The sequence below is a fragment of the Shewanella sp. ENK2 genome, from assembly GCF_043568515.1.
Classification (GTDB): Bacteria; Pseudomonadota; Gammaproteobacteria; order Enterobacterales; family Shewanellaceae; genus Shewanella; species Shewanella japonica.
In genome coordinates this window covers 915,001-930,657 of record NZ_CP171406.1, presented here as the reverse complement: position 1 = coordinate 930,657, position 15,657 = coordinate 915,001, and the positions used below count along the sequence as shown (strand labels likewise).

Here is a 15,657-nt window from a genome sequence, read left to right as displayed (position 1 = left end):
TAGATGATCCCTATGAGCTTAGTTTTGTCTTTGTAAACTAAATTTAGTTACACTAGAGCGGCGTTACTTCAGGTGAAGTGGCGCCGTTTTTTTAGGAATTTTTGTGACTGATAATTACCAAGCAGATCCCCTTATTGATGCATTTTTAGATGACCTTTGGTCGGCTAAAGGGTTAAGTGATAACACGTTAAGCTCTTATCGAACTGACTTACGTCATTTTGAGCGATATGTGTTGAGTCAGCAATATCGACTCATTAATGTTGATCAGTTAGTGATTCGAGATTATTTAGCTTATCGAGTGGCAGAAAATTTTGCTAAAACCTCAACGGCAAGATTGCTGAGCAGTTTACGGCGATTTTATGGTTATTTGATAGTAAAACAACTGATTGATATCGACCCAACTAGCTTAATTGAGTCACCTAAGTTAGCGCGTAAATTACCTGATGCATTAAGCGAAACCCAAATAGATGCTTTACTCGCAGAGCCCGATATTGACGACCCAATAGAGTGCCGTGATAAAGCCATGCTGGAGTTATTGTATGCCACAGGCCTTCGGGTTACTGAACTGGTCAGCTTAACCTTAGAGCAAATTAGCCTTAGACAAGGTTTAGTGCGTATTGTCGGTAAGGGCGGCAAAGAACGTTTAGTGCCGCTTGGTGAATTAGCCATTTCCGAAATAGAGCAGTATTTGTTAGCTGCACGCCCTACGTTACTGAACAATAAACAAAGCGATGTTTTGTTTCCTTCCAAACGTGGACAAATGATGACAAGACAGACTTTTTGGCATCGTATTAAATGTTATGCAGTGCGAGCTGGCATCAATAGTCATTTATCTCCGCATACCCTAAGGCATGCATTTGCTACCCATTTACTCAATCATGGCGCTGACTTACGAGTCGTTCAGCTGTTATTAGGACACAGCGACTTATCTACCACGCAAATATACACCCACGTTGCCAAGGCTCGACTACAGCAGTTACATAGTGAGCATCATCCAAGGGGCTAATGCGTTGTGCATGATGTCTCTTGTTACATAAAAATTGATACATATCGCCAGCAATGAGCGGGATATAGTTGCTTTAATATGACATTCTCTGTAACTTTTGCCGTCAAACTCTGGTCTATGTAATTAGCTGACTCATCAGTTTTATCAAATAGGATTTTTTAATGAAGTTAACAAAAGCATTCTCTTTTGCTATGACCCTTGCTGTTGCGCCACTATTACATGCCGCATCAGCCTCAGATATTCCCAATGAAGCAGAGCTGAAACAGCAGGTTTCTGATGTGCTTGGCGTTAATGTATTGAAAATTCAATCATCACCGATTGACGGATTGTATCAAGCCTTGACTGACCGTGGCATTTTGTACGTTTCTCCAGATGGCACTAAGTTACTACATGGCAATATGTATGATTTAAAGAATGGCATGCAAAACTTAACTGAGGCTGCATTAGCGGGCCCTCGTGTTGATATGCTCAAGCCTTTTGAAGACGACATGTTGGTGTACAAAGCGAAAAATGAAAAACATGTCGTAACCATCTTTACTGATGTGGATTGTGGTTACTGTCGTAAGTTACACCAAGAAATGGACGGTTATAACGATTTAGGCATTACAGTTCGTTATTTAGCTTACCCTCGTGCTGGTATTCCGTCAGCAAATGCCCAAGAAATGGAAGCGGTATGGTGTGCTAAAGATCCGCTACAAGCTATGACTGATGCTAAAACGGGTGGCAATGTAAAAGCTGCAAGCTGCGATGCAAACATTGAGGAGCAATACCGCCTCGGTCAAGCATTTGGTATCAATGGAACACCTGCAATCGTTTTAGAAAACGGGGTGTTAGTGCCGGGTTACCAACCACCGTCAGCATTATTAAATACCATTAAAACTAATCTCTAATACCGACAGGTTCAGAATAATCGTTTTAACCGAAAAAGGTGAGCCATTGGCTCGCCTTTTTTGTTATCTTAACGTGTCAATTACTCCACTAAAATAAGGTGTGTTTGTGGCCCACAAAATTGTTCGCCGAACTCAGGTAGATGACAGTCATTTACCGCAATCTATGCATCCATTACTAAAACAGTTATATGCTCGACGTGGAGTCGATTTAGCTGGCTGCGAACTGAGTTTGTCGAAGTTACTTAGACCTGAAACCATGCTCGGCATTGACATCGCGGCGAAGATTATTGCTGATGCGATAGCTGCTGATAAGTCGATTTTGATAGTGGGAGATTTTGATGCTGATGGCGCAACCTCGACCAGTGTGTGTTTGATTGCATTAAGAATGATGGGAGCCAAGCATGTTGACTACCTTATTCCAAATCGCTTTGATTATGGTTATGGATTAAGTCCTGAAATTGTTGCCGTTGCTCAGTCTAAAGGGGCGGAGTTATTGATTACAGTCGATAACGGCATCTCATCCATTGAAGGTGTTGCAGCCGCTAAACAATTAGGTATGCAGGTGGTTGTAACTGATCACCATTTACCTGGACAAACCCTCCCCGATGCAGATGCGATAGTTAATCCTAACCAAAACGGTTGTGAATTTGCCAGTAAGTCTATTGCTGGTGTTGGTGTTGCGTTTTATTTGATGTCAGTGCTTAGAAAAGAGCTGCGCCAAAGAGACTGGTATCAGCAGCAACACATTGCCGAGCCTAACCTTGGTTCCTTACTTGATATTGTTGCTTTGGGCACGGTTGCCGATGTGGTGTCGCTTGACAGTAACAATCGTATTTTGGTGCAAGCGGGTTTACAACGAGTTAAGACGGGGCGTTGTCGTGTTGGCATTACAGCATTACTGGAAGTTGCAAAAGAAGCCCACAACGTATTGTTGCATCAGATTTTGGATTTGCTGTCGGGCCAAGATTAAACGCTGCCGGTCGTTTAGATGAGATGGCGCTGGGTGTTGAGACATTGTTATGTGAAGACATGATGTTAGCAAGGCGAATGGCTGATGAGCTTGATGGCTTAAATGGTGAGCGTCGCGAGCTTGAAGCGGGAATGCAACAAGAAGCGTTAAAAAGTCTGCAAACATTAAGCCTTGATGAATCAGATTTACCTTGGGGACTTGCTTTGTTTCAGGATGACTGGCATCAAGGTGTGATTGGTATTTTAGCTTCAAGAATCAAAGATAAATATCATCGCCCTGTGATTGCATTTGCTGATGCTGGTGAGGGTGAAATTAAAGGCTCTGCACGTTCAATAAAAGGCTTGCATATGCGGGACCTGTTAGAGCTTATTAATAGCCGCCACCCTGGGATGATTATCAAGTTTGGTGGTCATGCGATGGCGGCGGGGTTATCACTACGTGCTGATGCATTTGAATTATTTCAGTCAGCATACGACAAAGCCGTACGTGAATTGTTAAAGCCTGAACAGTTAACGGGTGAGATCTTATCTGATGGTGAGTTGCCGATAGCGTTGATGAACCTAGAAACGGCTTTCTTACTACGTGAATCTGGTCCTTGGGGACAGTCTTTTGAAGAGCCATTATTTGATGGTTATTTCAGCGTGATTCAACAACGTATCGTGGGAGAGAAACATTTAAAATTGGTGTTAGAAACCGACTGCGGCTCAGTAATGATGGATGCTATTGCATTCAATGTTGATTTACAAACTTGGCCTGACGCCACAATTAAGCACGCCAGGGTCGCGTATAAACTGGATGTAAATGAGTTTAGGGGAAACCAAACTGTGCAGATGTTGGTTGATTATATTGAACCTGCATAGCCAACAACCAGTTATTAAGAAGCACTCTAACAAGACGTTTCTAACAGGTAATTCGCTAACATAGAATCTCAACAAAGACGAGCTTGTTTCACGCACCTAAAGTGTTAGGTGAGTAGATGATTAACTCACTCATCATCAAACTGTAGGCTGCTTAATGGTTGCCTAGGGTTATTATGACTAAAGCCGGCGAGGGTAGTTGTCAGTTTTACTGCAATTAATAACAGATACAAAAAAGCCTCGCATTGCGAGGCCTTTTTGTTATTTGGTCGCTTTCGCCACCAAATCTAAATATGGTGCCCGAACCCGGAATCGAACCAGGGACACGAGGATTTTCAATCCTCTGCTCTACCGACTGAGCTATTCGGGCGACGGACGCAATTAAACGTTTTTTGCGGTCTGGAGTCAACTTTTTTTATTGATAACTGTTTTTTTTAGCTTGTTTGAGCAAGTTTTCCACAAAAGGCCTAAATCATAAGCTATTTGTTAATAAAGCAGCTATGAATAAGTCTATCCGAAAAACGCTACGTATGGGTTCATTGGGGAGAGTATCGAGGCTTTATGCTGACTAGCGTTAAGGGATTGGTGCTGAATACTCCTGCTAGCATGTTTGGAAATATCAGTTTATCGCATTAACTATTAACTTTTTTGTAACTTGCTGAACAATAAAACAAGGTTATAAGGTCTATTAAGATAACTGAATAGAAAACTTAAAAGCAGTATGAGGAAATAGTCATTTGAATTGGCAATTGTCATTAATCGCTGGCTCGCAAAAATACTCTTTTGGGGTGTGGGCTACCGTATTGCTATTGGTGCTGCTCAGTATCATTGGGGCAACGAAGATTGATCTTGATGTTAATTTTAACGACTATTTTGCCCATGATGACGCAGGATTTGTTGGACTAAATCAACTTCAGCAAACATTTGTCCGTGAAGATGGTTTACTGCTTTTATTGGAAAATGAGCAAGACTGGCGACAACCTGAGCAGCAAACTCGATTACTTGATTTTATTGAATATTTACAATCTGATCAGCATATCAGCGCGATAGGGGGTTATGCTGCATTTATTGAACATCTGCCACTTGTAAACGAGTCTTCTGTGGTTACGGGGCAGAAGCAAGCGCTCACTCAATCACTCACTCAATCATTAACTCACTCGCAATCTTCAAGTCAAAATCAATCAATAAGCGGTAGCCTGCTTTTAAGTTATAAACAACATCCTCGCTTACCTTTGGTGTTATCTGACAATGGTAAAGCTATTATCTTGAGTATTGAGTTTGGTCAAAACGATATGCAGCAATATTCAACAGAGGCGCTGTGGCGCTTGGATAGTATTGATCGTTTGCAAGGTATCTCTGAGTCATTTTGGTCAGCAAAGGCTGCGGCAGCGAGCCTTGTGCCTAAATTTAATGAAGCTCAAAGTGCTGTGAAGGTTTTGTTGTCAGGTGAACAGGCGCTCAATTGGCAATATGCCAAGGTGTTACGCCATGACCTAAGTTGGTTTGCACCCAGCCTATTTGTCATTATCGGTCTAATGGCATTATTTTTTATTCAAGCTAGATTATGGCTTTTTGCTATCGTACTTAACTGTGCAGTGACCTTAGCTATAGTACTTGGAGTCGCAGGTTGGTTTAATCTTACTATTGCAGCGATAAGTGCATTTATACCGGTGATAATTATTACCTTATCTCTGGCTTACTCCGCACATTTATACCTAGGCTGGCAAGCAGGAATAAAAGCGGGTGACAATAATCCGCTAATTTTTAGCTTCTCACATAATAAACAACCCCTACTGTACGCAACACTGACGACCATATTAGGTTTTGGTTTACTCGCTTTTAGTCCTTCACCACCGATACAAGTTTTTGGGATATTAGTGGCCATTGCCGTGGCTTGCCATTATCTACTTTGTCACAGTTTATTGGTGACTATCGTGAGTAAGGCTAATCAGAACTATTCTGATGGCAAGTTACGTGTCTTTGTTAATCCAGTAGTGACGCTAGCAAAACGAGCGGCGTTATTGCCAAAGTCAATTCTCATAGTGGTAGGACTCGTTTCAGTATTGGCCTTATTAAGTGCCAGTAAACTTGAGCTTAATGATGATCCGCTTAATTACTTTCCTGACGATAACCCCTTTACTCAATCTAAACTCACTATGCAGCAAGATTTTTTTGGCATAAATCCATTGTATTTTGAGGTGGGGACTGGTTCTGTCCCTATGTATGACAAGCAATATCTGGGCTTTTTATTCCAATTTACTCGCTTTTTGCAACAACAGCCAGAAGTTAACCATGTCACCCATATTGGTGATTGGGTAAAAAGTGCCGGATTATCGCAAAGTCAACTTAAACGGATCATGACACAACATAGCGTCAGCGATATCGGGCTTGAAGCAGAAATCTCATCACAATATCAATCGAGTTTAATCACCGTTTATTTAACCTCTCTCACTGCGCAGCAAATGTTAGCGTTCGAAGCCAAAACAACTGCATGGCTTGCTGCAAATCAAACCGCTTTATCAGTAAGCCCAGCATTAGGCAGTAGTTTATTGTTCGCTCATTTATCCATTCATAACGCAAACAGTATGTTGTGGTCATTTGGTATTGCGTTAGTGGCCCTAAGCCTAGTGTTAGGCTTTTTGAAAAAAGCCCATACTTTGCTTTGGTGGGGTTAATGGTTAACTTTTTGCCCTTGCTTTGGGTGTTCGCTATTTGGCAACTGGTTGGTGGGTATATCAGTATTGGTAGTGCGGTCGTATTAGGCATCATGCTTGGGGTTATTGTTGATGATACTTTGCATTTACTGTTGAAGTTACCTGAGCCACAAACATCTGATATCGAAAGTCGTGCAACTTATCTGCAATTATTTTGGACGCATTATGCTGGCGTTATTCCGGTGATTTGTTTTACCAGTTTAACTTTAGTACTGGGTTTTGGCATTGGATTAGCGTCAGATTTTGCGCCTATTGCACAGCTAAGTTTGTTGTCTTGTATGGTGATTCTATTGGCATGGATCTTTGATGTTTTCGTATTGCCTGTTATTTATCAACTGCGGAGACAAAGCATTAATGACAATTAAGATTAAACGTTGTTTTGGCAAGCAAGCTTTGCCAAAGGTTACTCAAGGTAATAATGCACTTAGGCTTCAAGATTGGATAAATCTTCAGGCTCAAACCCCACTTGTATTTTCTGATAACCAAACGGAATCAATGGCACGTTTATTACCCCTATTACTGTGTGGTGAACAGTCGGCTCAGTTGGTCTTTAATCAAGAAATTATTAGATTACATGTTCAAGACTTAGATAAAAAATTATCAGCAGAGACATCACAAAGGAATAGCAAGATAGTGACTTCACTAATGGAAGTCGAGTCTGACGAGTGTCGTCACGATATAGCCTTACAAACAGTATCGGATAAGCTTCCATACATAGAAGATACCCGCCAAGTCCAACGGTTGGCAAAAAGGTTTTATAGCGGTTTAGGTCGAGTAAATGAGTACAGTCAACACTTTGTTCGTATTGCTATTTTAGATACATGTGTCACCCAAATTATGCAAGCATTTGAAACCAGCAAACTTGGAGGAGAGCACCCTTTTAGTGTGTTATGTGGCTTGATTAAAAAAGACGAAGCCAAGCATGTATACATTAGCCGTCATCATGCCATCGAATTAGGGGCGACAAATGACGACTTTTATCAGCAACAATCCTTAATCACACATGAGCTTTTTCAATTACTCACCAGCCAACATCACTCATTTGAAAATATGGGGATTTGCTTAGATGCTATCCAACATAAATTGGAGGAAAAATGGCAGTAAAATTTGCGAAGCATGACCTATCACTATTAGGCATTTCTCATCAATTGCCTAATGCAAATATCAATAATGAAGCGCTACTAAATGCCTTGTCTCAACAGTGCGGGAGACTTGCAGTGCGAAAAGCTAAAACCATTGCGAAGCGTTTGGGTATTGAGGGGCGCCATTTAGTCAGAGATCTATCGACTCCAACCAGTTCAACATCTCCTTCGAGTATTGAGCTTAGTCAGCAAGTACTGACTCAAGCTTTAGTGAATGCAAACCTTGATATTGAAGCGTTAGATTATTTACTCAGCCACACATGCACACCTCATACACAAGTCCCTCCTAATGCAGCATGGCTTGCAGATGCAATGGCATTTCATGGTCCCTATTTAGAACTTAGACAGGCTTGTACGGGATTTGCCAACGGATTACAAATTGCGTCGGCTTTTTGCGCTGTTAATCAGCAACCCGTTTCAATAGTAGGGGTAGAAACAGGTTCGGTTTATTTTGATATGGATAACGACTTTATCGATACCGAACAATTGGTTAATTATGTACAAATGGGGGATGGTGCAGCTGCAGTAGTACTAGGGCCTCAAGATGAACAGGCTGCCAAAATATCTGATATTTATTTAGGTCAAATTGGACATCAAAAACCTCCAGGTTTTTATCTTGATGGCAGGGCTAAAGATGTCGGGACAAAACAAATGGCTCGATTCCATCACAACACCCAAGCTGTACGAGAGCAAGGTAGTCAGTTGTTTGAGTTAGGTTGGCAAGCACTGCAAAGCCGAGGCTATCAGCTAGATGATTTTGCATATATTTTGCCTCATCAGGCCAATGGACATATTGATGTGCTTATGGCAAAAGCATTAGGTATTTCACCAGAGCGAGTGATCAATGACGCCAAGAATCTTGGTAATTTAGGTTCAGCCGCTATTTGGGTCAGTTTATCGAGGTTGATTCATTCAGGACGATTAAAAGCAGGTGACAAGGTGGCGGTACTCGGTGCCGAAGCCACTAAATACCTTTATGGCGGTTTTGTTTATCATCATGTGTAATCATCAAAACAAAAAAGCCTGCGATATATCGCAGGCTTTTTATATTAACGTAGAATCAGCAATATGATTCTTGACTGTTATTTGAGTAAGTCACTATCTGGATAGTTAGCAGCGATAACCGTTAATGTATTCTGTTGAAGTTGCTCTTGGCCTAATTCACCATAAGCTTGCGCCATAATTTCTAAAGCTTGCTCTGTTGCTGGTGTGCCAGGGAACTGCTCCATCACAGATTGTGCACGAACAGCTGCTGCACTCCATGCTTCCATTTTGATATAATACTCGGCCACTTTAATCGAGTATTGTGCTAAACGATTTTTAAGGTATTGCATACGTTGCTGAGCATCAGCCGTATACTTACTGTTTGGATAGCTTTTGATTAAACGATCAAAATCTTTAAAGGCGTCTTGTGCATTTTTAGGGTCACGATCAGTACGATCGATATTCATCATATCGTGAAATAGGTAATTATCTGCCTGCATATTAGTTAAACCACGCATATAATAGACATAATCAATATCTGGATGCGTTGGGTTTAAACGAATAAAACGATCGATATTTGCAATACCTGATGCGACGTCGTCCATTTTGTAATAAGCAAAAATCATGTCCAATTGAACTTGAGTTTTATGTGGGCCAAATGGGTAACGAGAGTCTAATGCTTCAAGTGTTCTAACTGCTTTAGAGTAGTTTCCTAGCTCCATTGAGGTTCTAGATTGAGCATAAAGTCCCTCTGGAGACTTGCCACTGAGGTCTTCATCTTCAAAACCTTTAGAGGTACTACATGCTGTTAAAGCTAATGAAAACAATACTAGGGCGGCGCCTTTGGCTAATTTATACATATGTAAATTCAATTCTTTTATAAGTTGTTGTTAAGAATTTTTCCATTTCACTGTAAAATAGAAAACAATCCGATTGTAACAGATAGCACATTCACTTTGGACCCCAAAAAAGGGGTACGGTTCCTATGACACAAGAGATTAACCTAAAAAGCGAGATCACAGCAATCCAAACCGGTTTAAGATTAGACCAAGCTTTGGCTGAATTGTTCCCTGATTATTCCCGTACACGCATCAAAGAATGGATCCTATCTGGTGCAGTTTCAGTCGATGGCGTTGTTGTCGATAAGCCTCGTGAGAAAGTACTAGAATCGCAGTTAATTGCGGTAGAAGCAACGCTCGAAGAAGAAGTAAAAGACAAAGCACAAAAAATTGACCTAAATATTGTCTACGAAGACGATCATATTTTAGTGGTAAATAAGCAAGCTGGCTTGGTTGTTCACCCTGGTGCTGGTAATGCTGATGGCACATTGTTAAATGCGCTATTACATCATTGTCCTGAGATTGAACATGTTCCTCGTGCTGGTATTGTGCATCGTTTAGATAAAGACACCACTGGTTTAATGGTGGTTGCTAAAACGGTTGAAGCACAAACCCATTTAGTTGCAGCACTTCAGGCGCGCGATATTGTACGTGAATACGAAGCGATTGTGATTGGGATGATGACCGCTGGCGGAACAGTAGACGAACCGATTGATCGTCATGAAACGCGCCGTACACAAATGGCAGTTGTCATGGGCGGTCGTCCTTCTGTTACTCATTATCGTGTTGCTGAAAAATTCCGTGCTCATACGCGTTTAAGATTGCGCTTAGAAACGGGGCGTACTCACCAAATTCGTGTTCACATGTCATACATAGGTCACGTGTTGGTTGGCGATCCTGTATACGGTGGTCGCCCACGTCCGCCTAAAAAAGCTAGCCCAGAGTTTTTTGATATTTTGAAAAACTTTGAACGTCAAGCGCTACATGCAGTACGTTTGGAGCTTGCTCATCCATTTACCCATGAAATCATGTCATGGCAAGCGCCTATCCCTGAAGATATGCAAATGCTGACCAGAGCGTTACGTCAAGATACTGAAGAAAACCCAATCGAGTATTTATAAGTATTCGCTGCGAAGGGGATAGCGTGTATCACGTAAATTGGCTAATACCTGACAATATCGGCATCGCCATGACAGACCGTCATGGCGGTGTAAGTCAATCGCCTTTTGATAGCTTAAATTTAGGCTTACATGTAGGCGATGCCCCTCAAGATGTCTTGGCTAATAGAGCTTTAATTCAGCAAACCTTAGCGATTAATGTGCCAGTCACTTGGTTAGATCAAGTTCATGGCACTACTATTATCGATTACTCAACAGTAAGTCCTGCCAATATTTCACCTCAGTCTATTCCTCCTAAAGCTGACGGAAGCTATGTTGATCATGCCAAAGTGGCATTAGCCGTCATGACCGCCGACTGTTTGCCTGTGTTGCTATGTAATAAAGCAGGAACTGAAATTGCTGCTGTGCATGCAGGGTGGCGTGGATTGTGTGATGGGGTTATCGAGTCTGCAATAAAACGCTTTAATGCAGAAGTCTGTGACATTATTGCTTATTTGGGACCAGCAATTGGTCCAAATGCTTTTGAAGTGGGCGCAGAGGTAAAACAACAATTTGTTGAACAAGATATTGAAGCTAAGCAATGGTTTAAACCACATGGCGTGAAATACTTAGCTGATTTATGTGGGCTTGCAACCATGCGTTTATCTAAACAAGGAATAAAACACATTTATAGTGCAAATATGTGTACTTTTACTAACCCTGATTATTTCTCCTACCGCCGAGATCAACAAACAGGACGAATGGCTTCTTTTATTTGGTTAAAATCTTAATCTATTTTATCGATTTGATCTTAATCAATTAATCTAACACTAATCTGCAGAATTTTATTCCCACGATTGAAAATTTCATAAACATCCCCATATTTTAATTATCAAATCTTTCGTTTTTATTAAATTGATTAGGAGGACGTATGAGACTTGATCGTATGACCAACAAATTTCAAATCGCTATTTCAGATGCGCAATCATTAGCATTAGGGCGTGATCATCAGTTCATTGAACCTACTCATTTGATGATGGCGTTATTAAACCAAGATTCTGGCTCAATTCACCCTTTACTAACGCAAGCGGGTATAAATGTTAGTGCGCTGCGTTCTTCTTTGAGCCAAGAGTTAGAAAAATTGCCACAAGTGGAAGGTACTGGGGGAGATGTTCAGTTATCTCAGGGCTTAATTCGTTTACTTAATCTTTGTGACAAGCTAGCTCAAAAACGTAAAGACAAATATATCTCATCTGAACTATTTGTGATGGCCGCGCTTGAAGGAAGTGATGCGTTAACCAAGTGCTTGAAAGATGCAGGTGCCAGTAAAGAGTTATTGGAAACCACCATTGAACAAATTCGTGGTGGACAAAAAGTTGATGATCCTAATGCGGAAGATCAACGCCAAGCTTTAAATAAATATACAGTGGATCTTACTGAGCGTGCCGAGCAAGGCAAACTCGATCCCGTGATTGGTCGTGATGAAGAAATTCGTCGCACAATTCAAGTGTTACAGCGTCGTAGTAAAAATAACCCAGTGCTCATTGGTGAGCCAGGCGTCGGTAAAACCGCCATTGTTGAAGGTTTAGCTCAACGAATTGTTAATGGTGAAGTTCCTGAAGGCATTAAGAATAAGCGTGTACTGTCATTAGATATGGGCGCGTTAATTGCTGGTGCTAAATATCGTGGTGAGTTTGAAGAGCGATTAAAAGCGGTATTAAATGAGTTAGCTCAAGAAGAAGGCCAAGTCATTTTGTTCATCGATGAGCTGCATACCATGGTTGGTGCAGGTAAAGGCGAAGGAGCAATGGATGCAGGTAACATGTTAAAACCTGCACTTGCTCGTGGTGATTTACATTGTGTTGGTGCAACAACGTTAGATGAGTACCGCCAATATATTGAAAAAGATGCAGCACTTGAACGTCGTTTTCAAAAAGTGCTGGTGGAAGAGCCTAACGTTGAAGATACCATTGCAATTTTACGTGGATTAAAAGAGCGTTATGAATTACATCACCATGTAGAGATAACCGATCCTGCCATTGTTGCCGCCGCAAGTATGTCGCATCGTTATATCTCTGATAGAAAGCTACCAGATAAAGCTATCGACTTGATCGATGAAGCGGCATCAAGTATCAGAATGCAAATAGATTCAAAACCTGAAGCGTTAGACAGATTAGATCGCCGTGCTATCCAGCTTAAGCTTGAAGAGCAAGCACTTGCCAAAGAAGAAGATGAAGCAAGTCGTAAACGATTAACGCATTTACAAGTTGAGCTGAAGCAAGTTGAAGAAAAAGCCAGCGAACTGAATGAAATTTGGCATACCGAGAAAGCGGCATTGGCCGGAACTCAGCATATTAAAGCCGATCTCGAACAATCAAGAATGGATATGGAAGTAGCAAAACGTGCGGGAGATTTAACTCGCATGTCAGAATTACAATACGGCCGTATTCCTGAGTTAGAAAAGCAGCTCGATTTGGCTTCGCAAGCAGAAATGCAAGATATGACGTTATTGCGTAACAAGGTCACAGATATAGAAATCGCCGAAGTACTTTCAAAGGCAACAGGAATACCTGTTTCTAAGATGCTAGAAGGTGAGCGTGATAAGTTACTACAAATGGAAGATGCACTACATCAGCGAGTGATAGGTCAAAATGAAGCTGTAGAAGCGGTATCAAATGCAATAAGACGTAGCCGAGCTGGACTTGCCGATCCGAATCGCCCAATTGGTTCATTCCTATTCTTAGGGCCAACCGGTGTAGGTAAAACTGAACTGTGTAAATCATTAGCTAACTTCTTATTTGATACCGAATCAGCAATGGTTCGCATCGATATGTCAGAGTTTATGGAAAAGCACACTGTATCAAGATTAGTCGGCGCACCTCCTGGCTACGTGGGGTACGAAGAAGGTGGATACTTAACTGAGGCTGTTCGCCGTAAACCCTACTCCGTCATCTTGTTAGATGAAGTAGAAAAAGCGCACCCTGATGTATTCAACATTTTGCTGCAAGTGCTAGATGATGGTCGCTTAACGGATGGCCAAGGCCGTACTGTTGATTTTAGAAATACCGTTATCATCATGACGTCTAATTTGGGTTCTGACATTATTCAGGAAGGTTCTGCCTCTCAAGACTATATGCAGATGAAATCGGCCGTAATGAATGTGGTGACGCAGAGCTTTAGACCAGAGTTTTTAAACCGTATTGATGAGACCGTGGTATTCCATCCGTTAGCTGCAGAGCATATAGCGCATATTGCAGAGATACAGTTGCAGAACTTGAAACAACGCTTGGCTGAAAAGGATTTCACCATGGAAATCTCTAAAAATGCATTGGCGTTAATTGCCGAAGCTGGCTTTGATCCAACGTATGGTGCAAGACCGCTTAAACGAGCACTGCAACAAGAAATTGAAAACCCATTAGCACAACACTTATTAAAAGGTGAACTACTCCCAGGTAAACCGATTATGATTGATGTCAACGATGGACTACTGACGTTTACCCAATAAATAGTCAGCGACAGTAATAAAAGGAATGGTAAATACCATTCCTTTTTTATTGGAATATAACTTTACAGTAGCCATTGAACTCATAAGCTTGCGACAAGTGAATTGATCTACTAACTTCAATATGTTCCCTTATGAATAGCAACCTGATTTCAAGTAGAAGGATATAACATGAATAAATCAGTCGTATTAGGCTTTGCTTTACTCTCAATAGCTACAACCGGATGTTCTAGCTCACCTGAAAAACAAGAAGGTGAAATTATCGAAGTCGGTAATGTTGAATATAATAGCTTATACCACTTTGGCTACAACACAGGTTGCACCAGCGCATTAGCACAAAAGAAATCAAATGAAACACTCGAGTCCATGAAGGATAAAACACTTGATGGCATCGATGCATTTGATAATGGTTGGAAGTCAGGAACAGAGACATGTAATAGTGGCACGTTTAAATCGATGTATACAGTTGGTAAAGCTGAATAACCAGCTCACGTAAACTGAACTAGTGCAGCAGGTAGAGATGATATATACCTTGAATAGGTGTCATGAATAGTTAATTAAAAAGGAGCCATTGGCTCCTTTTATTATTGCAGCTAATAAACTTGATATATTATTGACAAAAAAGCTGCTTACGTTCTTCGTTCTTTTCAATTTGAGCCAAGCGTTCTTCTTCAGTTATGACTATCTCTTCACCTGTATCAGCATCTTTGCGATGTAAGTGTTGATATGTGTTTAATACATTTAAGCTGTGTTTAGCACTTTCACAAATTGAAGCCGCTTGTTCAGCATCTCGCTCTTTGATTAATGCAGCTTTTTGAGCTAAATCCATTTCACTAGTACTAGACTGTGAAGAAGAACTGGCAGATTTTACGGGCACATAACCGACTTGAGCGGGCTCAATGTCCTCGCTGTATACTTTTTTAGAGTCAACATCTGCTGGTGGTTGCTGGCTATAATGAGAAACACCGTCTTTATCTACCCAAGTATAAATAACAGTTGCTAAAGCTGACTGCGAAAAACAAACAAACGAAACTAAATACAGCAAACGTAAACTAAGCATAAACATTCCTAGATGGTGGAGCCTAAAATCCTTTAATCAAAATAAAATAGGCTAATTGACTGATAAAACCAATAGCTAAATCAATATACTTGACCATAAAAGCGTAAAGATAGCCTTATAGAAAGGGAACTAGATTATAAAAACCGTTTTCTATTTCGTAATAGAAAGAGGCAAACTAGGCCTTTAAACTGCAAAATTGAAGATAATTAAATCATGGTGGTTAATTAATAAACGCTTAAACCCCATTTGTCATAAAAGTTTAAAAAAGCCCTTGCACGGTTTCATAATCTCCCTATAATGCGCATCCACTGACACGGCAACAGGCACTAGCCAACACTGAGTCAGCTTGATTTGAAGCGGTTTTAACCACCTTAAATCAACAGCGAAAAGAAGTTTGAAAAAACACTTGACGCTGACAACGGGAAGTGTAGAATACGCATCCCTGACCAACACGGTCAACGCTCTTTAACAATCAAACAAGTAAATCTGTGTGGACACTCACAGGTGTTGAGTTAATCGAAATTGCTCACTCTTTCTCGTAAAGAATGCAGCAATCAAAATTATTATCAATGTAACGATGAGTGTTCATAGCAATA

At 40.9% G+C, this 15,657-nt stretch carries 12 protein-coding genes, 1 tRNA gene and 1 pseudogene; 11 read left to right on the top strand and 3 right to left on the bottom strand.

Annotated elements, in window-relative coordinates:
• The first annotated feature begins 103 nt into the window (after window positions 1-103).
• The 3 genes and pseudogenes from xerD to recJ all read left to right on the top strand — a co-directional run bounded on the left by xerD (window position 104) and on the right by recJ (window position 3,726).
• Window positions 104-1,006, top strand: a complete 903-nt coding sequence (gene xerD / locus ACGEDC_RS04190; protein ID WP_394496640.1) for a site-specific tyrosine recombinase XerD — start codon at window positions 104-106, stop codon at window positions 1,004-1,006.
• 161 nt (window positions 1,007-1,167) lie between these two features.
• Window positions 1,168-1,896: a bifunctional protein-disulfide isomerase/oxidoreductase DsbC gene (gene dsbC, locus ACGEDC_RS04185; RefSeq protein WP_055025176.1), complete on the top strand. Its 729-nt coding sequence runs from the start codon at window positions 1,168-1,170 to the stop codon at window positions 1,894-1,896.
• A gap of 106 nt (window positions 1,897-2,002) precedes the next feature.
• Window positions 2,003-3,726 (top strand): annotated as a pseudogene (gene recJ, locus ACGEDC_RS04180) (single-stranded-DNA-specific exonuclease RecJ).
• 291 nt (window positions 3,727-4,017) lie between these two features.
• Here recJ and ACGEDC_RS04175 read toward each other — a convergent pair.
• Window positions 4,018-4,093, bottom strand: a tRNA-Phe gene (locus ACGEDC_RS04175).
• Window positions 4,094-4,460: 367 nt separating this feature from the next.
• Between ACGEDC_RS04175 and ACGEDC_RS04170 the strand changes: the two genes are divergently transcribed.
• The 4 genes from ACGEDC_RS04170 to ACGEDC_RS04155 are packed head-to-tail and all read left to right on the top strand — an operon-like array spanning window position 4,461 to window position 8,584.
• Complete coding sequence (locus ACGEDC_RS04170) at window positions 4,461-6,398, top strand: MMPL family transporter (RefSeq protein ID WP_394496637.1); 1,938 nt, start codon at window positions 4,461-4,463, stop codon at window positions 6,396-6,398.
• Complete coding sequence (locus ACGEDC_RS04165; RefSeq protein WP_394496635.1) at window positions 6,398-6,802, top strand: hypothetical protein; 405 nt, start codon at window positions 6,398-6,400, stop codon at window positions 6,800-6,802. Before ACGEDC_RS04170 ends, ACGEDC_RS04165 begins: the two co-directional genes overlap by 1 nt.
• Window positions 6,792-7,541: a hypothetical protein gene (locus ACGEDC_RS04160; protein WP_394496633.1), complete on the top strand. Its 750-nt coding sequence runs from the start codon at window positions 6,792-6,794 to the stop codon at window positions 7,539-7,541. The genes ACGEDC_RS04165 and ACGEDC_RS04160 overlap by 11 nt, the downstream gene beginning before the upstream one ends.
• Window positions 7,532-8,584: a 3-oxoacyl-ACP synthase III family protein gene (locus ACGEDC_RS04155; RefSeq protein WP_394496631.1), complete on the top strand. Its 1,053-nt coding sequence runs from the start codon at window positions 7,532-7,534 to the stop codon at window positions 8,582-8,584. Before ACGEDC_RS04160 ends, ACGEDC_RS04155 begins: the two co-directional genes overlap by 10 nt.
• 77 nt (window positions 8,585-8,661) lie before the next feature.
• Here ACGEDC_RS04155 and ACGEDC_RS04150 read toward each other — a convergent pair whose 3' ends face one another.
• A complete protein-coding gene (locus ACGEDC_RS04150) occupies window positions 8,662-9,423 on the bottom strand; it encodes an outer membrane protein assembly factor BamD (protein WP_055025181.1) in 762 nt (253 codons plus the stop codon).
• A 125-nt stretch (window positions 9,424-9,548) separates the two neighbouring features.
• On the opposite strand from ACGEDC_RS04150, the gene rluD reads away from it, so the two are divergent.
• From rluD to ACGEDC_RS04130, 4 genes are all read left to right on the top strand, one after another.
• On the top strand, window positions 9,549-10,523 hold the full coding sequence (gene rluD / locus ACGEDC_RS04145; RefSeq protein WP_055025182.1) for a 23S rRNA pseudouridine(1911/1915/1917) synthase RluD: 975 nt from the start codon (window positions 9,549-9,551) through the stop codon (window positions 10,521-10,523).
• Window positions 10,524-10,546: 23 nt separating this feature from the next.
• Window positions 10,547-11,290, top strand: coding sequence for a peptidoglycan editing factor PgeF (pgeF, locus tag ACGEDC_RS04140; protein WP_394496628.1), 744 nt, complete (start codon window positions 10,547-10,549; stop codon window positions 11,288-11,290).
• 140 nt (window positions 11,291-11,430) lie between these two features.
• On the top strand, window positions 11,431-14,004 hold the full coding sequence (gene clpB / locus ACGEDC_RS04135) for an ATP-dependent chaperone ClpB (RefSeq protein WP_055025184.1): 2,574 nt from the start codon (window positions 11,431-11,433) through the stop codon (window positions 14,002-14,004).
• 168 nt (window positions 14,005-14,172) lie between these two features.
• Window positions 14,173-14,484 (top strand): hypothetical protein, encoded by a 312-nt coding sequence (locus ACGEDC_RS04130; RefSeq protein ID WP_394496625.1) that lies wholly within the window; start codon window positions 14,173-14,175, stop codon window positions 14,482-14,484.
• Window positions 14,485-14,611: 127 nt separating this feature from the next.
• Here the strand turns inward: ACGEDC_RS04130 and ACGEDC_RS04125 are convergent, their stop codons facing one another.
• Window positions 14,612-15,061 carry a DUF4124 domain-containing protein gene (locus ACGEDC_RS04125; RefSeq protein ID WP_394496623.1) on the bottom strand — a complete coding sequence of 150 codons (450 nt, stop codon included), beginning with the start codon at window positions 15,059-15,061 and terminating at the stop codon, window positions 14,612-14,614.
• Window positions 15,062-15,657 lie beyond the last annotated feature (596 nt).

Coding starts and splice junctions, on each gene's coding strand:
- dsbC (WP_055025176.1), top strand. CDS start 1,168: ATGAAGTTAACAAAAGCATTCTCTTTTGCTATGACCCTTGCTGTTGCG.
- ACGEDC_RS04165 (WP_394496635.1), top strand. CDS start 6,398: ATGGTTAACTTTTTGCCCTTGCTTTGGGTGTTCGCTATTTGGCAACTG.
- ACGEDC_RS04160 (WP_394496633.1), top strand. CDS start 6,792: ATGACAATTAAGATTAAACGTTGTTTTGGCAAGCAAGCTTTGCCAAAG.
- ACGEDC_RS04155 (WP_394496631.1), top strand. CDS start 7,532: ATGGCAGTAAAATTTGCGAAGCATGACCTATCACTATTAGGCATTTCT.
- ACGEDC_RS04150 (WP_055025181.1), bottom strand. CDS start 9,423: ATGTATAAATTAGCCAAAGGCGCCGCCCTAGTATTGTTTTCATTAGCT.
- rluD (WP_055025182.1), top strand. CDS start 9,549: ATGACACAAGAGATTAACCTAAAAAGCGAGATCACAGCAATCCAAACC.
- clpB (WP_055025184.1), top strand. CDS start 11,431: ATGAGACTTGATCGTATGACCAACAAATTTCAAATCGCTATTTCAGAT.
- ACGEDC_RS04130 (WP_394496625.1), top strand. CDS start 14,173: ATGAATAAATCAGTCGTATTAGGCTTTGCTTTACTCTCAATAGCTACA.
- ACGEDC_RS04125 (WP_394496623.1), bottom strand. CDS start 15,061: ATGCTTAGTTTACGTTTGCTGTATTTAGTTTCGTTTGTTTGTTTTTCG.